General features: G+C 64.8%; 20 protein-coding genes and 1 pseudogene. 13 read left to right on the top strand and 8 right to left on the bottom strand.

The genetic code is table 11. The features are described 5' to 3' along the window. Window positions 1–19 precede the first annotated feature (19 nt). The gene (locus B7P44_RS18770) at window positions 20–1,657 is read right to left on the bottom strand and encodes an amino acid adenylation domain-containing protein (RefSeq protein WP_157721080.1); all 1,638 of its coding nucleotides are present in this window, start codon (window positions 1,655–1,657) and stop codon (window positions 20–22) included. Between the two features lie 240 nt (window positions 1,658–1,897). Then, complete coding sequence (locus tag B7P44_RS18765) at window positions 1,898–2,365, bottom strand: DUF2087 domain-containing protein (RefSeq protein WP_084907164.1); 468 nt, start codon at window positions 2,363–2,365, stop codon at window positions 1,898–1,900. Window positions 2,366–2,820: 455 nt separating this feature from the next. Between B7P44_RS18765 and B7P44_RS36425 the strand changes: the two genes are divergently transcribed. The 10 genes and pseudogenes from B7P44_RS36425 to B7P44_RS18720 all read left to right on the top strand — a co-directional run bounded on the left by B7P44_RS36425 (window position 2,821) and on the right by B7P44_RS18720 (window position 16,228). Further along, a complete protein-coding gene (locus tag B7P44_RS36425; protein ID WP_133118028.1) occupies window positions 2,821–3,249 on the top strand; it encodes a hypothetical protein in 429 nt (142 codons plus the stop codon). Window positions 3,250–3,275: 26 nt separating this feature from the next. Continuing rightward, window positions 3,276–3,473 (top strand): MbtH family protein, encoded by a 198-nt coding sequence (locus tag B7P44_RS18760; protein ID WP_088511495.1) that lies wholly within the window; start codon window positions 3,276–3,278, stop codon window positions 3,471–3,473. A gap of 193 nt (window positions 3,474–3,666) precedes the next feature. After that, window positions 3,667–4,902 (top strand): MFS transporter, encoded by a 1,236-nt coding sequence (locus B7P44_RS18755; protein ID WP_157721079.1) that lies wholly within the window; start codon window positions 3,667–3,669, stop codon window positions 4,900–4,902. Continuing rightward, the gene (locus tag B7P44_RS18750) at window positions 4,848–9,536 is read left to right on the top strand and encodes a non-ribosomal peptide synthetase (RefSeq protein WP_133118029.1); all 4,689 of its coding nucleotides are present in this window, start codon (window positions 4,848–4,850) and stop codon (window positions 9,534–9,536) included. Before B7P44_RS18755 ends, B7P44_RS18750 begins: the two co-directional genes overlap by 55 nt. A gap of 25 nt (window positions 9,537–9,561) precedes the next feature. Next, window positions 9,562–10,314: a hypothetical protein gene (locus tag B7P44_RS18745; protein ID WP_157721078.1), complete on the top strand. Its 753-nt coding sequence runs from the start codon at window positions 9,562–9,564 to the stop codon at window positions 10,312–10,314. A gap of 78 nt (window positions 10,315–10,392) precedes the next feature. Further along, on the top strand, window positions 10,393–11,157 hold the full coding sequence (locus B7P44_RS18740) for a HalD/BesD family halogenase (protein WP_133118030.1): 765 nt from the start codon (window positions 10,393–10,395) through the stop codon (window positions 11,155–11,157). Between the two features lie 54 nt (window positions 11,158–11,211). Further along, on the top strand, window positions 11,212–14,292 hold the full coding sequence (locus tag B7P44_RS18735; protein ID WP_084907153.1) for a non-ribosomal peptide synthetase: 3,081 nt from the start codon (window positions 11,212–11,214) through the stop codon (window positions 14,290–14,292). 212 nt (window positions 14,293–14,504) lie between these two features. Beyond that, window positions 14,505–14,962, top strand: a pseudogene (locus tag B7P44_RS37530) (DUF2384 domain-containing protein). 732 nt (window positions 14,963–15,694) lie between these two features. Further along, window positions 15,695–15,850 carry a hypothetical protein gene (locus tag B7P44_RS37160; protein WP_205128720.1) on the top strand — a complete coding sequence of 52 codons (156 nt, stop codon included), beginning with the start codon at window positions 15,695–15,697 and terminating at the stop codon, window positions 15,848–15,850. Window positions 15,851–15,979: 129 nt separating this feature from the next. Further along, complete coding sequence (locus B7P44_RS18720; protein WP_231716776.1) at window positions 15,980–16,228, top strand: hypothetical protein; 249 nt, start codon at window positions 15,980–15,982, stop codon at window positions 16,226–16,228. A gap of 33 nt (window positions 16,229–16,261) precedes the next feature. Here B7P44_RS18720 and B7P44_RS36420 read toward each other — a convergent pair whose 3' ends face one another. The 4 genes from B7P44_RS36420 to B7P44_RS18705 all read right to left on the bottom strand — a co-directional run bounded on the left by B7P44_RS36420 (window position 16,262) and on the right by B7P44_RS18705 (window position 18,303). After that, window positions 16,262–16,498 carry a hypothetical protein gene (locus tag B7P44_RS36420; protein ID WP_133118031.1) on the bottom strand — a complete coding sequence of 79 codons (237 nt, stop codon included), beginning with the start codon at window positions 16,496–16,498 and terminating at the stop codon, window positions 16,262–16,264. Beyond that, entirely contained in the window at window positions 16,498–16,782 is a 285-nt protein-coding gene (locus tag B7P44_RS18715) for a hypothetical protein (RefSeq protein ID WP_084907147.1), read from the bottom strand. The genes B7P44_RS36420 and B7P44_RS18715 overlap by 1 nt, the downstream gene beginning before the upstream one ends. Before the next feature lie 482 nt (window positions 16,783–17,264). Further along, window positions 17,265–17,531, bottom strand: coding sequence for a translation initiation factor IF-1 (gene infA, locus B7P44_RS18710; protein ID WP_084907145.1), 267 nt, complete (start codon window positions 17,529–17,531; stop codon window positions 17,265–17,267). Window positions 17,532–18,099: 568 nt separating this feature from the next. Next, window positions 18,100–18,303, bottom strand: coding sequence for a cold-shock protein (locus tag B7P44_RS18705; protein ID WP_084907143.1), 204 nt, complete (start codon window positions 18,301–18,303; stop codon window positions 18,100–18,102). A gap of 722 nt (window positions 18,304–19,025) precedes the next feature. Here B7P44_RS18705 and B7P44_RS18700 point away from each other — a divergent pair. The 3 genes from B7P44_RS18700 to rpsU all read left to right on the top strand — a co-directional run bounded on the left by B7P44_RS18700 (window position 19,026) and on the right by rpsU (window position 20,082). After that, the gene (locus tag B7P44_RS18700) at window positions 19,026–19,265 is read left to right on the top strand and encodes a hypothetical protein (RefSeq protein WP_084907141.1); all 240 of its coding nucleotides are present in this window, start codon (window positions 19,026–19,028) and stop codon (window positions 19,263–19,265) included. A gap of 69 nt (window positions 19,266–19,334) precedes the next feature. Next, window positions 19,335–19,574, top strand: a complete 240-nt coding sequence (locus B7P44_RS18695) for a hypothetical protein (protein ID WP_084907139.1) — start codon at window positions 19,335–19,337, stop codon at window positions 19,572–19,574. Between the two features lie 295 nt (window positions 19,575–19,869). Further along, entirely contained in the window at window positions 19,870–20,082 is a 213-nt protein-coding gene (rpsU, locus tag B7P44_RS18690) for a 30S ribosomal protein S21 (RefSeq protein WP_084907137.1), read from the top strand. A gap of 441 nt (window positions 20,083–20,523) precedes the next feature. Here rpsU and B7P44_RS18685 read toward each other — a convergent pair whose 3' ends face one another. Together B7P44_RS18685 and B7P44_RS18680 are read right to left on the bottom strand one after the other, a co-directional pair. Next, the gene (locus B7P44_RS18685; RefSeq protein WP_084909892.1) at window positions 20,524–20,784 is read right to left on the bottom strand and encodes a transcriptional regulator; all 261 of its coding nucleotides are present in this window, start codon (window positions 20,782–20,784) and stop codon (window positions 20,524–20,526) included. Between the two features lie 163 nt (window positions 20,785–20,947). Further along, the gene (locus B7P44_RS18680; protein ID WP_084907135.1) at window positions 20,948–21,265 is read right to left on the bottom strand and encodes a hypothetical protein; all 318 of its coding nucleotides are present in this window, start codon (window positions 21,263–21,265) and stop codon (window positions 20,948–20,950) included. Window positions 21,266–21,337: the final 72 nt, after the last annotated feature.

The raw sequence follows: 21,337 nt of genomic DNA, 5'->3' as shown, positions 1-21,337 counted from the left end.
TTGCGAATGGGGAAATTCGTCATCTCGCCGGCGCCGGAACCGCTTCCGGTTCCGCAAGCGCCGCGGCGGCGAGACGCTGAAGGCTCAGGTAGTCGACCTTTCCATTGACGTTGACGGGAAACGGCGCCAGCGCCATCACCACGTGCGGCACCATGTAGGCCGGAAGCTCGAGCGCGCACCGCCGGGCCAGCTCGTCGCGGTCGATGTCGAGCCGGGCACAGAACGCCACCAGTTCCGCCTCCTGCCCGACGCCGCCGCGCGCGGCCACCACGGCGACCTGCTGGTCCGGCAACAGGCGGCGCAAGGTCGCTTCGATCTCCTGCAACTCGATGCGAAAGCCGCGCACTTTCACCTGATGATCCGCGCGTCCATGGAATACGTAGCCGTGATGCGGGCTGCGGCTGACGAGATCGCCGGTGCGATACCAGCGCCGGTCCGCGATCGCGGGATCGGCGACGAAACGGCCGGCCGATTCGCCCGATGCGCCCGCTTCGCCCCAGTACCGCTCGACGACCTGCGGGCCCGCCAGCAGCAGTTCGCCGATCGGGCGATCGGGCTCGCCCGCCGTGTCGATGCGCGCGAGCACCGTATCGAACGGCTCGCCGATCGGCACCCACTCGCCTGGCGGCGGCGCGGCGGGGTCGAACGTATACGACGTGGCGAACACCGTGGCCTCGGTGGGGCCATAGAGGTTGACGATCCGGGCGTCCGGCGCGGCGTCATGCCAGAAGCGCGCCAAGCCTGTCGGCAGCGCCTCGCCGCAGAACAGCGCGAGGCGCAACGTCGGCATGCGCCCGCTGGACAGCGCGGCGAGTTGCTGCACGTATGCGCCCAGCGTCGGCACGGAACTCCATACGGTCAGCCCGTGGCGCCGAACGAAGGCGGCCGGATCGAGCAGGTCCACCTGCGATGGCAGGTACAGGCAAGCCCCCGCATCCCAGCACGGAAAGATCTCGCCCACCGAGAAATCGAAGCTGAGTTCCGCGAAATGGGTGAGTCGGTCGTCGCCGTGCAACGCGAGCACCGGACGCAGGCCAGCCAGCAGCGCGAGCACGTTCGCGTGCTTGACCGGTACGCCCTTGGGCGCGCCGGTGCTGCCGGAGGTGAACATCAGGTAGGCAAGCTCGCAGGTGTGCGCGGCCGCCGGGCGGACCGGCGCGCCGTCGGCGGGCCGGACGGCGCGCAGCCGGACGTTCGCCGGATGCGCGACGGCGGCGTCGGACGACGCGTTCAGCATGAAGACCGTGACGTCGGCGGCCACCTCGACCAGCCAGCCGGCGATCGCCGGAAACGACGCCGCGTCGACGACGAAGGTCGACAGGCGCGCCGATTCCACAATCTTGCGGATGCGCTCGGGCGGATGGCCCGGATTGAGGGGCACGTACACGTTGCCGCTCGCCATGATCGCCAGCATCGCCGCGTAAGCGTCTGCCGCCTTGGCGCAGAGCAGGCCGATGGAGCGGTGCGCGTCGAACAGCCCCGCGTCCAGCAACGCATCGCGCACGCCGGCCTTTCGCGCGGCCAGCGCCGCATAGCTGATCACGCGTTCCTCGACATGCAGCGCGGGGCGATCGGGGTGCGCGGCGGCGCGCGCATCGAACAGCGCGTCGAGCTGCGGAGGATGCGACAGCGGGAGGTCGGTCGGATGACTAGGCATCGCGCCGCATCCGGGCGGAACCGGGCATCCGGACTTCGTACGCGGGATTCCGGTCCGGCGCGCGCCCCGGGCGCGCGCGGGCCGCGCTCGCCCGGACGGCGGACTGCGCATCCGGATCCAGCCGGGCGGCTCGTTCAGTCGGCATGACTGGCCTCATTGGTCCCTCCTCGATGTATCGCGATCGTGGATCCGGCGTCGCGGCCGCGGGTCACGCATGGCCGCGAACGCCACGGTCGGCGGCTAGTCCGCGGTTGCGCTCTTGCGCGCGTGGGCCGCCATCCGCTCGGTGCGCAGCGCTTCGTGGCGAGCGCGGGCGTCGGCCACGAAACGCTCGATGTCGACCGCCTCCAGCGCGGCGACATGCGCTTGCGCGCCATGGCCGGCCGGCAGCGCCTGTCGCTCGTAGCTTCGTCCGAAGCCGTCGCGTTGCCAGTAGCGCAGATCGATCAGCGTACGCCTCAGCTCGACGTGGTCGATGCGCAGCATCGAGCCGGTGTCGCTCAACCAGCGGATGAGTGCCTGATTGACGGCCGCTTCATCGAGCGGCGTATCGGCCGGAATCGCGAGCGACGCCAGCGCGAGCATCGTGGCCATGTCGCCCGGCGACATGTTGCCGAGCATGACGCCCCGCTTGGAAAGGAGTTTTTCGACTATCGCCAGGGTGTCGGACCGCCCCGGCATTGCGTGTGCGTTGGCCGATTCGTTCATGCGAAATAGACGGAAGTGAGGCAATGATCACGCTGCAACCGGACGCGACGCCGCGCCCGGACGAGATTCCCTACCGCGTCGACCGCGGTCCTTCTGCATTTGCATTACCGGGTTCGGCACGCTTGGCACCACCCGTTGTCGCCACGACATCGAAGCGCGGGCGAACTCAATGGAGCAGCGCGCTTTTTTCACGCCGCACTTCACGCACCGGATATTACCGGCCGTGCGGCTGCCTGTCACATTCGTGAAAAATCACGAATACCGACCCAGCCGAACACCCCGAATCCCTGCCCAGGCAAAGCGCCAGCACAAGCAATCCACGCCGAAAGCGGAGCAAAGACTTCTGTTGAAAGTTAATCAACCGCGCCCGAAGAGGATACTGCAACTTCACTCGACCAATGTTTAGAGTATTTGCACTAAAGCCATAACCCCCATTTCGACGCGGACACCAAATCTTGAGATCACAACCACAACACATTGAAATACAAAGATTAAATTTGATACCACGCAAATCTCTCGACGTATGCCCCTACAATGGGGGACACAAAAAACCACCACGCTCACGCCATCAAAAAAAGTTTGACGGATTATTTTTCTACGTGGTAGCTTTGGCACCGATAGCGCTTTCGCGCATCCCGCATAATCAAGTCTCCGTCGATTACACCGCATTGCCGCGTAATTTGCCGGGGCGGCTTGATTATTCAAGTAATAATGACGAACACGTCACTTCAGTATCCGGCGGCAATTGCCCGTCATTTGAATATGTCATTAGCCTGAGCGCCGCTTGCCTCCTGAGCGGCGATGTTTTAGTGCCGTTCGCCTGCCCACGACCTGGCTCGGCGGGCCAGGGAAGCGTTGGGGTGCCAGACGTGATTGCGACGTGACGGATGAGGATCTGGAGGGTTGCGCTGTGAATTACATCGTTGTGCTCAACAATGAAGAACAGTATTCAATCTGGCCCGAAGGAAAGGCGCTGCCCGCCGGCTGGCACGCGAGCGGTTTCGCGGGCGCTCGGGAAGCCTGCCTGAGTCACATCAAGGACGTGTGGACCGACATGCGTCCGAAAAGCCTGCGGCTCGCGATGGAGCAACAACGCGCGAGCGACTGACCCGCCACGGGCCATGCATGCCGGGGGGCTCGCCGGCGGCAACGATGCCGTTCGACGAGCGGACGCAGCAGGCCCCCCGTCGAATCAATCCACGCGCGGCGGGCTCGTCGTCGCCGCACCGGGCCAGCGCCCATGCGGCCGCCTCGCTTCACGCATGGTCGGCGCCTTCCGTACTTGCCGGGAATCTCGTTCAATGAAGAAGAAGCTGGGAAAGGCGTTCGGCTTTTTGTGGATGGCCCACGGCACATCCGCGATCGGCAGCCAGATTTCGCAGATCGTCATTCCGCTGTTCGCGGTTCAGAACCTGCATTTTTCCGCGATCGAGCTCGGCTTGCTGTTGTCCCTCGAAGGGTTTCCCACGGTGCTGTTCGGTCTCGTCTCCGGCGTGCTGGTGGACCGGATGCCGCGCCGCAAGCTGCTGATCGCATGCGACTTCGCGCGCTTCCTGATCTTGCTGCTCGTGCCCGTGCTCTACTGGCTCGGCCTGCTGCACGCCGCGGCGCTGTACTTGATCGCCTTCGCCGTCTCCTCATTGACCGTGTTCTTCGACACCGCGTTCTGGGCCTACGTGCCGACCGTGATCGACAAGGACGAACTGTCGACAGGCAACAGCCGGCTCGCGATGGTGCAGTCGGTCGCGGAAACCGTCGGCCCCGGCTTCGCCGGCTCGATCATGTCGTTGATCGGCGCGCCGGGCGCGATCCTGCTGGACGCGGTGTCATACCTGTGGTCGTTCGTCATGATCTGCCTGGTTCGGCATGAACCCGAAAAGGAGCGGATCCGGCCCGCCGACGAGCATTTCTTCATCGCGTTGAAGAACGGCCTCGCGTTCGTGCTGACGAACCGTTTGCTGGTGCTGATCGCGCTGGGCGGCGTGATCTGGCATATCGCCTACTTCGCGCTGCTGCCGGGCCTCTACCTGTGGCTGCAACGGGATATTGGCGCGTCGGCGGCCGAGATCGGCTTCGTGCTGAGCGCGCTCGGCATCGGCGCGCTCGTCAGCGCGCCGCTGACCTCTGCCCTGCGACGCCTGATCGGCTCCCTGCCCACGCTGGCGCTCACGCAGCTGATCGCCGTCGCGTCGATTCTGGCGATCCCGCTCGCGAAATCGTCCGCGCCGGCGGACCTGATCGTCGCGGGACTCGCGCTTGCCGTGATGGGCGGCAGTTCGACGATCGCGTCGATCATGCAGATGACGCTGCGCCAGGAAGTCACGCCGGAATCGTTGCTCGGCCGCATGACCTCGGCCATCCGCCTGATCGTCTGGGGCTCGATACCCGTCGGATCGCTGCTGGGCGGCGCACTGTTCGGCACGATGGCCTACGCGCCCGCGTTCTACCTGGTGGGCGCCGCCGGCGTCGGCGCGACCCTGCTGTGGGGCGCCGCGCTGTTCTGGCGTCCGATCAACCTGCATTACTCGACCGATTAAGTCGCCGGCGGCGCTCACCCATGAAAACGACCGATCTGTTTCCGTGTGCGTATGGGCAGGAAGGGCTGTATTTCCTCGACCGGATCGCCGCCGCCGCCGCGCTGTACACGGTGCCGTACACGCTCGAATTCGCCGCGGATATCGATCGCGGCGCGCTGGCCGCGGCGCTCGACGGCCTGGTCGCGCGCCACGACGCGCTGCGGGCGAGCTTCGTCGAGATCGACGGCCAGGTCCATCAGCGCATCGGCGACGCCGCGCGCTGCGAGCTCGATTGGCAGGACCTGGCAGATCTCGATGACGACGTGCGCGCGGCGACGGTCGACACGCTGTCGCAACGTTTCGCGGCGCGCGGCTTCGATCTCGCGCGCGGCCCCCTGATCCGGGCCATGCTGGTGCGCCTGGCTCGCGAGCGCCATCTGCTGCTGCTCGGCATCCACCACATCGTGTTCGACGGATGGTCTGCACAGGTGCTCGCGCAAGAACTCGACACGCTCTACCAGGCATGCCGGCGCGGCGGGACACCCGACCTGCCCGATCCGCCCGCGCAGTACCGCGAGTTCGCGCAGTGGCAGCGCGAGCGCTACGCGCACCACGAGATGGCGGACGACCTCGCCTACTGGCAGGCCGCGTTGCGCGGCGCGCCCACCGTGCTGAACCTGCCGTTCGACCGGCCGCGCGCCGCCGTCCGGCGCTACGCGGGCGACCTCGTCCGCGCGAATCTGCCGCCCGACGCGGCGGCCGGTTTCGCCGCCCTGCTCGACGCACTCGGCACCACGCCGTTCGTGCTGTTCGCCACGCTCGCGAACGTGCTGCTTCATCGCCTCAGCGGCGAGCGCGACCTATGCGTGGGCTATCCGGTCGCCGGGCGCCATCACGTCGAGTTCGAGGACACGATCGGCCTGTTCACGAACATGCTGGTGCTGCGCAGCCGCGTCGACGAGGCAACGACGTTCCGGATGGCGGTCGAGCGCACGCAGCAACAGGTGCTCGACGCCTTCGATCACGCCGCCATGCCGTTCGATCGGCTGGTCGAGGTGCTGGAGCCGGCGCGTTCGCTCGGATGGCATCCGCTGTTCCAGGTCTGCGTGACCCACGAAGCCGACGACCAGGGCTGGGTGCTCGACGGCGTGCGTGCGCGCGACGCCCACATCCCGACGCACACGGCGAAGTTCGACTTGCTGCTCGCGATCGAACAGGACACCGACCAGCAATGGCGCCTGAAGGCCGAGTACAGCACCGAGCTGTTCGAGCGCACCACGATCGACCGGATGCTGGCGCAACTGATGCGCCTGGTGGCCAGCGCCGCCGGAGATCCCGACCAGCCGATCGGCCGCCTGCGCCTGCTGGACGACGCCACGCTCGACTGGCTGATGCGGATGGGAACCGGGCCGACCCCGGCGCTGCCGTCCGCGTCGATCGCCACGCTGTTCGAGGCGCAGGCCGCGCGCACGCCCGAGCACGCGGCGCTCGTCCACGGCGCGCACGAGCTGACGTATGACGCGCTGAATGCGCTGGCCAACCGGCTTGCGTGGCGGCTGAAGGCGCTCCACGTCGGCCCCGAGACGCCGGTCGGGCTCCTCACCGGGCGCGGCTTCAACATGGTGGTCGGCATTCTCGGCATCCTGAAGGCGGGCGGCTGCTATGTCCCGCTCGATTCCAACTATCAGGCCGAACGCCTGAACCACCTGCTGCACAACTCGGGCATCGCCATCGTCGTCCGTGAGCCGCAGTTCCGCACGGCGCTGCTCGATGCCGCGAGCGGGCTGACGTTCGTCGAGCTCGCCCCCGTGGCGCCCGACCCGGCGGCCTGCTCCGACGAATCCGCGAACCCGCCACGCCTCGAGACGCCCGCTCAGCTCGCGTACATCATGTACACATCCGGCTCCACCGGTCGTCCGAAGGGCGTGGCGATCGATCATCGCGCGATCGCCCGGCTCGTGCTCGACAATCCGTTCCTGCCGTTCGAGCGCGGCCTGACCATCCCGCAGCTCGCGAGCGCGTCGTTCGACCCGTCCACGCTCGAAATCTGGGGCGCGCTGCTGCATGGCGGCACGGTGGCGCTGGTCGAGAATCACCTGATGCTCGACCCGGCCGAATTCAGTGCCTTCCTGCAGCGCCACCGGATCCGGGCGATCAACTTCGCCAGCACGCTGCTTTCGCGGCTGTCGCACGAAATGCCCGGCATGTTCGTCGATGTCGAGCACATCCTCTTCGGCGGCGATCGCGCGGACGCGGCCGCCCTGCTGCGCTTGCGCGAGACAGGCGTGCGCGCCGAGCTGATCAATGGCTACGGGCCGACCGAAGTCACCACGCTGAGCTGCACGCACGTGGTCCGCGACGAGGACTTGCGCGACGGCGACGTGCCGATCGGGCGGCCGTTCGCGAACACCTGCGCGCACATTCTCGACGAGGACATGCAACCGGTCCCGGTCGGCGTGCCGGGCGAGCTGTACCTGGGCGGCGCCGGTCTCGCCAGGGGGTATTACCGCCAGCCGGATCTGACGGCGGAACGGTTCGTGCCGAATCCCTTCGCCGGCGCGCCCGGCAGCCGCCTGTACCGTACCGGCGACATCTGCGTGCGGGATGCGCGCGGCGACATCCGCTACAAGGGCCGACGCGACGGGCAGGTCAAGATCGACGGCTTTCGCGTCGAGTTCGGCGAGGTGCTGGCGGAACTGCTCAAGCACCCGGACGTCAACGAAGCGGTCGTCGACGTCGAACTGGACGGGCTCGGACAGAAACGCCTCGTCGCGTATGTCGTGCTCGAGCGCGACGGCCCGGAGCCGTCGGTCCGGGCGATCCGGCAATGGATGAGCGACAGGTTGCCGGCCTACCTGTCGCCGAAGCGCATCTACGCGGTGCCGGGCATTCCGTTGACGTCGCACGGCAAGCCGGATCTCGCCGCGCTGCGCGCACACGCTCATGAGCCGGGCCGTACGCCCGAGCCGCAGGGCGGCGCGGCAACCGGTCTGTCCGCGCAGTTCTTCGCGCTCACGCGCGCGCTGCTCAACGTCGACGCGCTGGCCACCGACGAGAGTTTCTACGTCAATGGCGGCAGTTCGTTGAGTGCGATCCGCCTCGCCGCGCGCTGTGCGCGGGAGCTCGGCCACAAGCTGCCGTTCGCCGTGCTGCTGGGCAATGCGTCGCTGGCGGAGTGCGCGGAAGCGCTCGAGCCCGTCGCCGCGGAAACGCCGAGGCCGCGCGGCGACGCGCACCGGGAACCCGCGACCGAGCCGCTCAGCGCGCCGCAGCTCGGCCTGTACTTCATCGACAAGGCAACCACCGGCAACTCGTCCTACGCAATCCGGTACGTCCTCGAATTCGATGGCGTCGTCGATCCCGCACCGCTCGGCGCGGCATTCGACCTGCTGATCGAACGTCACGAGGCGTTGCGAACCACGTTCATCGAAACCGGCGCGCAGGTCCACCAGCACATTGGCGCGGCCGAGCCGTTCGAACTGGGTTGGCTGGATCTCTCGACGCTCGACGCCGCCGCGCGCGATGCCGCGTTGCATGACGCAACGCGCGATTTCGCGGTGCGGCCCTTCGATCTCGCACGCGGGCCGCTGCTCCAGGCGACGCTCGTGCGGATGGCGCAAGAACGTCACCTGCTGCTGTTCGGCATTCACCATATCGTGGTCGACGGCTGGTCCGCCCAGATCATGGCGCGCGAGCTGGACATGCTCTATCGCGCGTTCAGGCACGGGCGGGCGCCGGTCCTGCCGGACACGCCCGGCCAGTATCGCGAGTTCGTGAGATGGCAACGCGACGTCTACGCGCACGGCGACCTGCCGGGCGATCTCGCGTATTGGCGCGACACGCTGCGCGGCGCGCCGGCCTTGCTGAACCTGCCGCTCGACCGGCCGCGACCGCCGGTGCGAAGCCACACCGGCGGCGTTGCGCGGATCGCGCTGTCGCCCGATGCGACGGCAGCGTTTGCGGCGCAGGTCAAGGCCCTGCAAACGACGCCGTTCGTATTGTTCGCGACCGCCGTGAGCGCGCTGCTGCACCGGATCAGCAGCGAACGCGACATCTGCATCGGCTACCCGGTCGCCGGCCGCGGCCGTCCCGAGTTCGAGAATACGCTCGGCCTGTTCGCGAACCTGCTGGTGTTGCGCACCCGTTTCGACGAACAGGCCACGTTCCGCGACGCCGTCGCGCACACGCGGCAACGCGTGCACGACGCGCTCGATCACGCACATCTGCCGTTCGACCGGCTGGTCGAGGCGCTCGAACCCGCGCGTTCGCTCGGGTGGCATCCGCTGTTCCAGGTGTGCGTGACCCATGAAACGGACGAACGGATGTGGGAACTGGATGGCATCCGTGCGCGCGAAATCGAACTTCCCGCGCAGACCGCCAAGTTCGACCTGTCGTTTGCGCTGTGCGACGGCCCCGACGGCATGACGATCTCCGTGGAATACGCGGCCGACCTCTTTCTCGAGCATTCCGCGCGCGGCTTCCTCGACAGCCTCGTCGCCTTGCTCGCGGCGATGCATGCCGATCCGGATCGCACGGTCCTGCAAGCGCTCGACGTCCAGTCGTTCCGCAAGCCCAGGACCGGCTTGCGTTCGGCGCGCAACGCAGGCGCCGCGCCAGCGCCGGCCGAACGGGTTTCGGCCGGCACCCGTGAGTGACACGATCTTCGAACAGGGAGTTTGCATGGACATCGGAAGCGGCATGGCACCCGGCACGCGTGATCCCCGGCAGGACGATCGCACCTGGTTTGAATTGATGCGTGGCTATGTCGCGCGCCTGTCGCTTCACGGATGCCGCGAATTCAAGACCGGCCTCGATCAGTTGCGCTTCACGCAGCAGGTGGCGGAGCGGATCGAGGACATCGACGCCAAGGTGCGCCGCGCCTGCGGCTGGGGCGTGCGAGCCGTCGACGGATTGCTGCCGAGCGACGAGTTCTATCCGATGCTCCAGCGTCGGATATTCCCCATCGCCCATGAACTCAGGCAGCCCGAGGAGCTGGAGTTCTCCGTGCTGCCGGATCTGTTCCACGATTCGCTCGGCCATCTGCCCTTGTTGACCAGCCCTGTCTATAGCGGCTTCCTGGATGCGTACTCCGGGGTCGCGCTGAAGTTCCTCGACAATCCGCAGGCGCTGCGGCTTCTCGGGCGGTTGTACTGGTATGCGATCGAGACCGGCCTGGTGATGGAGCATGGCCGGCTCAAGATCCTCGGCGCGGCCATCGCCACCTCGGCCGCCGAATGCGACGCGGTATACAGCGGCCGGATCCGGGTCGCGCCATTCGATTTCGCGCGAGTCTTCGCGTCCGACTACGACACCTTCAAGCTGCAGAAGCAATACTTCGTGCTCGATTCCTTCGCGATGCTCGCCGATCTCGGAGCGAGGATCGAAGACGCGCTGACCGAATGCCTGTCGGACGCCAGCATCGCGGCCAGCTGAAGCCGCGCGTCGCGTCGCCGGCCGCCGCTGGCGGGACGCACGACGCGCACCGAACAACCTCGTCGCGTGCGAGCAGATATGGACAATCAATCCCTGTTTGACTGGCTGGTCAGCAATCCGGTGGCCAGCCCTTATCGAGACCCGGTCAATATCGAGGCATTGGCGGCGGACTTCGGTTCGCGGGGATACGTGAAGTTGCCGGGCTTCTTCACCTCGGCCGCGTTTGCGTTCATCCAGGGCGAGGTCGCGCGAATCCAGGCCGCCAGCACGCGGCGCGAGTTCACGATGCCCGGATACAACACCCCGCGCCGGCTGTCCGTCATCGGCGGTGACCGCATCGTCGACGAATCGCTGCCGCTGGCGCTGCTGTACGGCAACAGCGAACTGCGCGCGGCGCTCGGGCGCATCGCGCGCGGCCAGGTGTGCTTCGTCCGCCATCAGGCGGAATTCATGGTCGCGAACTATCTCGAATCGGTTCACGACACGCACGGCTGGCATCTCGACGATCCGCAATTCGCGCTGGTCGTCATCCTCGAGTCGCCGCGTCGCGACGAGGGCGGCAATGTCGAATTCATCCGCAACTGGCGCGAATTCTGTGCCGATCAACGGCTCGACGCCGACACGGACATCGAAGCCGGCGTCGCGCTGGCGGGCGCGCACGGTCGCATTGAAGTCGAGCACCACGTCGCGGGCGACTGCTACCTGCTGGACGCCGGCGCATGCCTGCATCGCGTGACGCCGATCGCGTCCGACGCGCGGCGCAGCGTGCTGAATCTCGCCTACGACGGCGGCCTCGAACGCGAGTACGGGCGAACCGCCGACATCCTGTACGGCGTCGCCTGAACGCCCGGTCTCGCCCGCCGGGCGGACCTTCAACCTGCCTGCTCGGTGCCCATCATGAACGACGAAGCGCTGACCGTCAGCGAACGATTCCGGGACGTCGCGCGCGCCCGCCCCGATGCGCCGGCGCTCGCGTACGGCACGACCACCCTCAGCTACGGCGGACTGGACGCGCAAAGCGACCGGCTCGCCGCGCGCCTGATCCGCGCCGGCATCGCGCCGGACGACCGGGTCGGCGTCGTCATCGAGGACAGGCCGAAAGCCGTGATCTCGATGCTCGCCGCGATGAAATGCGGAGCAGCCTACGTTCCGCTGGATCTTGGCTATCCGCCCGCGCGCCTGCTGGAGCTGGTTCGCGAAGCCGGCCTGGGCGCGATCGTCGCGCCGCGCGATGCGCTCGAACGCGCCGAATCGCTCGGCCGGGCCGGCGGCGCGCCGATCGTCGTCATCGACGACGACGCGGCGCTCGCCGACGCCGCCCCCGTCGCGCCGATGCCGAAGGTTCATCCCGACACGCTGGCCTACGTCATCTACACGTCCGGTTCGACCGGCCAACCCAAGGGCGTGATGATTTCGCACCGCAGCGTGATGCGCCTGTTCCACGAGACCGCGCCGAGCTTCGAGTTTTCCGAGGACGACGCATGGCCGCTGCTGCATACCATCGCGTTCGATTTCTCGGTGTGGGAGATCTGGGGCGCGCTGCTGTACGGCGGCTTGCTGGCGATTCCGGCGGAACGTGACATCCGCGACCCGGCCGCGCTGTGCGACTTCATCGCGAGCGCGAACATCACCGTGCTCAACCAGACGCCGTCGTCCTTCTACCGGCTGTGCGCCTATCTGGAGCAGTATCCCGACGCATTTCGCCGGCTGGCGACGCTCAAGCTGATCATCTTCGGCGGCGAGCGGCTGGATTTCCGGCAACTGGCGCGCTGGTACGCGCTGGCCGGCCCGGCGGGCCCGGTCGTCGTCAACATGTACGGCATCACCGAGACGACCGTGCACGTGACCTTGCATCCGGTCGACCCCGACACGGAGCTGGAGGCCAGCGAGAGCCTGATCGGCGACCCGATTCCCGACCTGCGGATGTACATCCTCGACGAGCATGGCGCACCCGTGCCGCCAGGCGTCGTCGGTGAACTGTTCGTCAGCGGGCCGGGGCTCGCGCGCGGCTATCACGCGCGAGCCGACCTGACCGCCGATGCGTTCGTGCCCTGCCCGTTCGCCGGGCGCCCCGGCGAACGCATGTATCGCACCGGCGATCTGGCGCGCTATTTGCCCGACGGCCGGGTTGCCTACGTGTCGAGAAAGAACGGCTACCTGAAGCTGCGCGGCTTTCGCGTGTCGCTCGGCGAGATCGAATCGACCCTGCGCGCGTGCGACGGCGTGCAGGACGCCTATGTGTCGGCGCGCGCCGTCGACGGCGTGGACGTGCTCGACGCCTACGTGATGCCGGACGGCCGCGCCACGCTGACGATCGCGGACCTGCGCGCGCAATTCGGGCGCAGGCTGCCGGGTTTCTGCATGCCGCAGCATTTCTACGTGATCGACTCGGTCGCGCTGACGCGCAACGGCAAGGTCGATTTCGACACGATGCGGGCGCGCTCCGTCGCGCTGTCGGCGCGTCGCGACACGGCCATGTCCGACAACGAGGCGGCGCTGCTGTCGATCTGGCGAACCGTGCTGGGCAGCCCGCACGCATCGATCGACACCGATTTCTTCGAAGCCGGCGGCGACTCGATCCGGGCCGTCGATCTCGCGCTCGCGATGGCGCGCGCCGGGTGGCGTGTCGGCGTGCAGGACATCTTCGTGCACGGCAACGTCGCGAACCTCGCGGCAGCGTGCAAGCGCGCCGATCCGCCCGCCGCCGCGCCGGCCGCCCGCGGCAGCGCGAGCGCGTCGGACATGCAGACCATCATGCTGAACGCCTACGACGAGAATCTCGCCCACCGCAACGGCGTCTATCACGTCGTTCAATCGTTCGACGTGCACGATCCTCATGCGGAGATCGACGTCGACGCGCTGCGACGCTGCCTGGTCGAGACCTTGTCGGAACAGCCGGTGTTCAGCGCCGTGTTCGCCCGGCGCGACGGCGGGATCGTCAGGACGCGCGCGAGCCGGCCCAGGCTGGCCGTCACCGTCTCGCCCGCCGGCCACGCGCGGCCGGCGACGGGTGCGGGCGGACAGGCGGTGACGGTCATCAATCCGTTCGACGCGGAAAGTCCGCTGCTGTATGCCAGCCTGACGCGCGTGTCGCCGCGGCGCGCCCGCGTGACGCTCGAGACGCATCACGCGGTCGACGACGGCTGGGGGCAGCAGCGGCTGCTCGCCGACGCGCTCGACCGCTATGGGCAGCCGCCACGCCCGACCACGTCGCGGCCGGATCCGTTCGATGCTTACGTGCTGGCGCAGCAGGACATGAGCCGCTCGACGCGCGCGCGCGCGTTCTGGGCCGACTACGCGATCAATCCCGGCTTCCTGCGCGCGCCCGGCAGGCGGGCGGCGCGAATCGGCGAAACGGACGGCGCGATCGACGCGCGCACCGTCGACGCGCTGTACCGGCTGTGCCAGGGGTTGCGCGTGCAGACCAAGGCGGCCTTTTTTGTGGCCGCGTGCCGGGCGATCGCGGCGCTCGAAGGCGATCGACACGTCACGTTCGGCGCGGTGACGAACGGCCGGACGGCCGACATCGACGGATCGCTGGAATCCGCAGGGCTGTACTGGAACATCCTGCCGTTCTCGATGCGGGTGGATCCGGCGGCGGAGGTCGAGCAGGATCTGGTGGACGTGCATCGTGAATTGAACACGGTCGCGGATTTCTCGCTTTACCCGCTGTCGCGCATCCTGCATGCGCACGGCGGACGCGATTTCCGCTACTCGATGAACTTCACCAATTTCGATGGCGTGCAACGGCCGGGGCGGCTGGAATCGTCGAACTGGGAAGGTCAGGATCGCTTTCACTATCCCGTCAACCTGGCCATTGGCGTCGATCGGTCCGACGGGGTCAACCACATCCGCATCGTCGCGGATGACGATGTCCTCTCACGTGACGGGCGTTCCCGGTTGATCGGGTACTTGCTCGACGAGCTGGAGCGGATCGCGCGCCGCACGACGGCCGCGGCCACGGCCTGCCCGGGATAAATTGAGACTGCGGGCATCTTTTCTGATGACAACCGCATGGCACCCGTCTCAGAAAAAGTGTCCTCGGGCACGGGAATTCTCCGAAAAGTCGTCCCTTGGGAAGGTTGCCCATCTACGTCGCGTATCCCGGCAGAATTTGGCGACGAACGCCACCTCAGAGATGCGCGCAAGCACCTGATGGGACGCAAATCGTGTGCACCGAGTAACCTGCTATGGACCCAGATGTCGCCCGCGGCTCAGCGCCGCCAAGCAGTTTCGATCAATTCATGGCGTCCTTGCGAGACCCGGATAGCACCACGCCAATCATTTCGGCTCGCCGGTTTGCTATTGCCTTCATATCGATATGCTGACGCTCGCACGGCTGGCCCACGTACATCGCAATACGGTGAGCCGCCTGGCGGGCTCCGAAAGTGTGCAGCAGTTCCTTCGGGACGCGCTTCGGATCATCCGAGCGGCTACCGGTATCTCCGGCGATGTTCAGAGGACGCTCTTCTGATATCGCAGTGAACCGTTGCCGGCCTTTGATTACAAGACTGCCGAGCAGTTCGTGTCAGAAGGGCGCATCGAAGACCTGCTGCGTTACGTCACATCGCTCGATGCAGGGCTTACCGGATTGGACGTGGTTCCGTGGTATGTTCCCGCCCCACCTCTTCAAATGCCCGCTTGGTGAGCGGGTATTTTCTTTTTCGCTCCCATTCGTCCGTATGTCCGCGCGAAAGTGTGTACTTCGCACCCGCTCGCACACAACGAACGGTAGTTTGCGGACCTCAACATCGGGTGTAGCGCACAATTGGGACGGCGTCGCGAACGGCGTCTGTATCGGGCAGGTATGCATGCTGCGCTGCCGGGCTCGCCGCCTTGGCTTCGAGCGCTTCACGCATCGAGTACAGTTTCCATGATCATTTGGTGTGTGGGCCGCGTGACGGTCAGGCCTCGCCGCGACTCGTACGTCAACAGGATTTCCGCCTCGACGCCTGACGCATGGTGGCAGATATCTCGGATTCGACCGAGCATGCGCCCCTATCACCCGGGCGACCTGAGGAAAGCGATTCGTCTGGGTGTCGGTGGCGTCTACGCGATCGGATGGCGCCTGTTGGCCCGGCGGCTGATCAACCGCAGCCTGTCGTCAGACGCATGAGCGCGCGTTTGCCGACATCCTGGTGCCGAGACAGCAGCGGTTCGCTTTCCGACGCGACTCTTTTCCAGTCTATGACCTGCTTAATCGCTTGCGAACCAGATCCTTGGATATGGGGCGCTACCGATCAGGTGGAGGTCGGGCGTACCTTCCCCAGGATCGTGTATGTGGAGGTGGTTCGGCCGCGCGGCGTGGCGCAGGACTTGAGAATCCTTCCCCCAAGACGCCTAGAATTCAGTCATGGCTGCATTCCACAAGGAGGCTGTCATGACTCAGTCGATGATTGGTTGGGTGGTTGGTTTCGTGGTGGTCGCGGTGGTTGCAGTCGCGTTGGCGCGCCGTTACCGGAGCGAACATCCGAGTATGGAAGTCGTTCAGTGGTTGGATTCCCATCACTTGGGGTGGATGCACCGCAAACATTGAAATCTCCGCGCTGGCGGCGATAACCCCGCCTTACCGAAGTTTACCGGGGATCAAACGCACAGATGCAGGCCGTGCGGGTGAAGTCGACTATGTCGTTGTCTCACCCGGGGTCTTGGCAAGGAAGGCATCGTGGATGATGAAGTGTGTACAACCCATACGCACGTGGCGCGCCTTCGCGTGATGAAGACCGTGTCTGGGCGCTATCGCGGAATCGTCCACTTGCACCACATTGGAGAGGATCCAGGCTCATCTGAGCAATACGATACCGAAGGGGATTTTGCGACGGACGTGGAAGCGCGTGACGCCGCTCGAGCGCTCGCGCGCACTTTGCTCGAAGAACAAGTCCAGGGGCACGAAAAGACGCAAGGAATCGATTGAACCTGCCTCGGCCGGCTTGGTCCGGCTTGGTCGTTACGCAGCGTCGATTGGCAACACGACGTCCATCGGCGCGTAGCGCGGCAGTTGCACAATGCGGCCGCTCGTCCGTTGATCTGCCTTGAGAGCACTGGACAGAAAGGAATGTTGGTGTTTCGACGCGAGTTTTCCGTTGACCGGCAGCATGGCGTCGGCTTGCGCAATTTCAGTTCGGGACGCGCGTCTCCGATTGTCGCGCGCTCCCATGCATTGCTGCACAACAGAGATCCACATCAAAGTACTGCGTCGAGCATCCAATGTTCGCCTCGGTTCTGGTCGATGATGTCTTCTGCATAACGTTGCGAAGCCCGGCGTGCGTCACCGGCACTGGCAAACGGCGAACCGTCGACAAGCTTGAAGGTCTGGCTCCGGGTCAGCGTGGTGGCAGTGCCGCGAAGGCAAACCTTGACCGCCGCGTCGAAACCGGCTTCGTAATTGTGCGTACGGCCAGCGCCTGCTTGAAAGTGAGGGTAAATCAACGGATATATTTCGAATCCGCGATAGATATGCATACTCATGATGAACTCCTGGTGATTGATAGCAGCGAATTGCGTAGGCGAGCGCAATCAATCCTGTATCGGCGCTACATACCGCGACAGGTAAGGGCAAAGGGATTAAACAAGGCGCGCGGACGGGGCGCGACGCAACAAAATGGCAGGGGGTACGGCGCGCGGTCGAGAGGATTGGTCGGTTGGCGACTGCGCTTTGATGCATCGATCATACGCGCGTTGCTCGGCACGTGTCCAACGCTTGCTTTCTGCGACCAACACACTTCCGACGCGTGTCAGCGCCATGTAGCGTCGATCGAATACTTCGGCGATGATCCAGCGAATTCCCTGCACGGACGCTGGCTTTATGTCACGACGGAGGCTCGATGTGCCGCCGTCGGCAAGGTTGTCCGCTGCGATTGGCAAAGCGGCGTTAAGTGCTTCGCCGCGTGAATGCGTCAAGATGGGTTGCTGCCGCCCGTACGCGAGTGGCGGCTCGCCACTCGAACAGGTTAGCGTCGAGCGAATCGGTTTCGAGGCGAACTGGGCGAAGCCCGTTCGTCTTTGTGTCGGAAATTGATACGCCCTTTGGTCAGGTCATAGACCGACAGTTCCAGCCTGACCCGATCGCCAGCGAGAATGCGGATGCGATGTTTGCGCATGCGGCCCGATGCGTACGCTGCAACGACCGCGCCATTTTCCAGGGTAACGCGAAACCTGCTGTCCGGAAGCACCTCATCCACTACGCCGTCCAGTTCCAGCAATTCTTCCTTTGCCAAATCAATTTCTCCAATCAATGTGACGCGCCGCAATCGCAGCGGCGTGCGGATCTCCGGTCCCCAGCACGGAGAGCGGTTTCAGTGCAAATGTCGGAAACGCCCATGCATGGAGGCGCGTACCAACGCGACATGCGGGCCGCACCTCGTCCGGGCGCTAACGTGCCGTGTTATCGCTTCTCGGTGGAGCGCTTCTTTCCGCTCGATTTGGCGGGCGCAGAGGGTGCCTTGGGTGGCACCCAGTTCAGTGCCGCGCCGAGCACCGGCAAATCCTTGGAGCGCCGTGGTCTCGTGAGTGATTTCTTGTTACGCAACTGACTCATGGTCGAAGTTACCTCTGTATGCGTCGATCGCGAACTCACGATGAATGAGCGTCCGATCGTTCGCCGCCGGATGCGCGGCATCCCGCCACTTTCTTCCTTGTGGTGTACGTTCGCACTTATCCGCGAGGGTCGTCTTGAGGCGAAACGGTAGCCGCAGCAGGACTAGGAGCGCCTGCTGCGGATGCGAAAGCCCCCCGACCGATCACTGCGTGGCCGATCCCGCAAGAAGGACCGGCGAATGATGTGGATTACTGAGGAATGATGTTCGAGGCCTGCAGCCCCTTGGGCCCGCTCTTCGTCTCGTAGCTGACCTTTTGACCTTCAGCCAGCGTCTTGAAGCCATCGCCGCGAATCTCCGAGAAATGCGCAAACAGATCGTCGCCGCCGCTGTCAGGCGTGATAAAGCCAAAACCCTTGTTGTCGTTGAACCACTTGACGGTACCGGTATCCATGGAAATTCTCCTGATATTGAACGAATGTATGCACCCCGATAGGGATGCACGAAAAAGGATCAAGGAGGGAGAGGACAACGAATACCGCGTTCCGCGGTCAGTGATGAGCAGCAATCGCGCTTCTTGAAGGCTTCGGATACCCACCCTACGCTGGGCCCAACACCCTGTCAAGCTGTTTCGGTCAGCGCATTTCGGGTGGCCGCGCAAGAACATGCCGCGATCGGCGAGGCTCGCCCCGGCTGTACGCCCTTGGCTTCCTGGCTTTGAGTTGCTTCGAATTTCTAAGTGAATTTTCGACGCTTCCATCAGGGCACCATCCTCTCGCGTATCGGAGATTGTTCACACTTGGCTGAGCCGGCCCGCCCTGCACCCAATCAGTGCAGCACGCCACGCGGCAGTTCTCGCGGAACTTTCGCTGTACAAGTTCGCCAATGGGCGTAAGATGCATGTGTTGACTGACTCGCTACCGATTCCCGCGCTACTCAAGGCGCCCCCCCCGAACGTGATCGGGCCTCTCATCGAAACCGCGCAATGCGGACGAGCGCAACGCGTATCGACTGCGTATGCGAAGCGCCTGATCGATGCGTGTCTACGGGACATGAGCGTACTGGATAACGCGTCCTGATCTCCTCCTCGGTCCATCCTGCTTCTGCGTCCGCGGCACCGCCACAGACTCAAACACGCCTGGCGCATGGCGCGCCGGCAACGTCGGGAGGCTGGATATGAACAGGAAAGACCTCTTGAAATGGATTCGACACGATGGTTCTGGTGTCATCGAGGAGTTCCTGCCGTTTGACGCTCGCGCCGAGCTGGACGGCGTAATTCGCGATCGTCGCCATGAAATCGATGAGGACGCGTTCCTGATGTTTTTCTCGATCCGCGCGTTGTTGCGCAAAGGCGGGATGGCGAGCTGCGAATCGGACCAGGAAGCAGGCCAGATCATGGCACTCCTCAAGCTTTGACGTTCCTGCTTGCGACGAAATGCTTCGCGGTGGCCACTAGCCCCCGCAGCGACTGAAGGAGGAACACAAATGCAGCTCGATTCAACCCGATTCCATATCGACCCGACACCGCGCAGGGCCGACGGCGAATACATGGCGCATGCGCGGATCAGCATCAATCGCGCAGACGGCAGTGAGTGTGACGTTCAACTGAGCGGAGATCTGGCTGGCTTCGACGTGCGCGAGGATGCGATTGCCTTTGCGAAAAACTGGGCGCTCGAATGGCTCGACGCGCATGTGGCCGATGATCTCCCAGCGTTGATGAATTGAACTTCGGGTGGCACGCCAACCGCCCAGCAATTTGGGAGCCGCAGGGGAAGAGTGTACGTGAAGCGCTCAATATTACATTCGCCATCCTAAACACCATAAGGAACCAGGATGGCGACCTCCGCCAGCCCTACCGCTCAGACCTGCGCCATTTCCACAGCGGGTGCAACCTTTCTCGACGGAATGAAGCCAGGCACGCCGTCGTTAATTTCCAGTTGATCCATCGTGCCAATGGTGATCGGTGAATGCGCTTGGTTTGCATTTGTCGCCACCGTCCGGATCGCAACCAGGGTCGAAATTGACTACCGTAATACTGAAACCGAATGAGCCTGTGGAAGTCGCACTGCGCCGCTTTAGACGTTCCATTGAGAACACGGGCCTGTTGAAGGAGTTGCGTGCGCGCATGGCATATGAGAAGCCGACGGCGACCCGAAAGCGAAGGAAAGCGGCGGCCGCGACGAGATTGCGCAAGCAGATACGTCGCTCGCTGCCGCCTAAGAAGATGTACTGATTGTACCGACATCGAATATGTCCGACGTCGCCCTGCAACGTCGGACATCGTCAGCCTGTCTGGAAAGACGCCTGGCCTCAGACAAAGGCAGCAAGCACACCCTAAAATGGGCTCGTCACCACGTGTAGTACGGTGATCATGCTGCAGTGGTCCGCGTCTGTCTCGGCGCCTTCCCTCCTCAAGCTGCGCCCAGCGTTTCCGTCAACACTTTTACGAACTGGCTGCCCTCCGGCATGGCCCGGTCGACACAGCGGTCAGTTAGTTCTCGACAAGTCGGCCGTTGACGACGGCCGCCGCACTGTTGGTGCCGGTGATGACGCAGGCCGGCGCCCTCCGTGATGTTCAGAACAGCCGACGTGACGGATCCCCCGGTCGAGACCACCCTCTGCAAGCAAACGGTCGCGAACTTCCTCCCGAGTGCGGCGCGTCGCGTCGGGATATTCATTTCAGTCTATCGAAGGCACCCGCTTCAAGATCTTTCCTGAAATGCTGTAGCCAGTCGCTTTCGTCGCCGATCACGTATTCCTTCGTAATCTGCGTCGAGAACCTGGTTATGGTGACATAGCCTTGTAGACCGAGGTTCTCGTCACCCTTCGGGTCGGTCGTATCCGTTTCCTGCAGATCGAAGTCGCCCTCTGCCAAACCGCGGCGCTCCAGGGTCGCCAGAAAGTCTCTGTGTTCATCCGGTTCGATCAGCCGCATATCCGGCCCCCTCGTGTTCAGCGCAGTTGTCGCGGGGCTCGATGTCACGGGGGCCGACGGCACCCGTTCAAGCGTTGGAATCATGCGCACCGAACCCATGCGGAATACTTCACGATCCCCCAAATACGGAGCTACCAGGAAGCAAGCGTCATTGCCTGCAGCTTTATCGTCTGGGGCCTTTCATGCTTTCCGACTCCATGGCCGCATTCCGCTCCTCACTCGCCTCGATCGGTTCCATCGCTTCGTCAACCGACGCCGTTGCGCGCTCAGCGGCCGCTTTCGTTTCGTCTTCCGGGGAGTCGGCATCGCTGTTGCCGTCACCCGGTGGTAGCAGCATGTCCTTGAGCATCGCGCTCAGCTCCGGCGTGTCCCACGGCAGGCCACGCCTGGTTCGGTCCTTTATGTAGTGCCTCACTTCCGCGTCCTGCTCCGCGGTTAGCGGCAGCCCCTGGAAGGTGCTTTGGGGGTCAGAGTCTGTCATCACTGTCTCCTCCTGCTATAGCGTCTTCAGTGTAGTCCCATTGCGACCATGAGAGCCGTGACCGCAGCGCTC

It is taken from the genome of Burkholderia ubonensis subsp. mesacidophila (assembly GCF_002097715.1).
Lineage (GTDB): Bacteria > Pseudomonadota > Gammaproteobacteria > Burkholderiales > Burkholderiaceae > Burkholderia > Burkholderia mesacidophila.
This window is presented reverse-complemented; position numbering and strand designations above follow the sequence as displayed.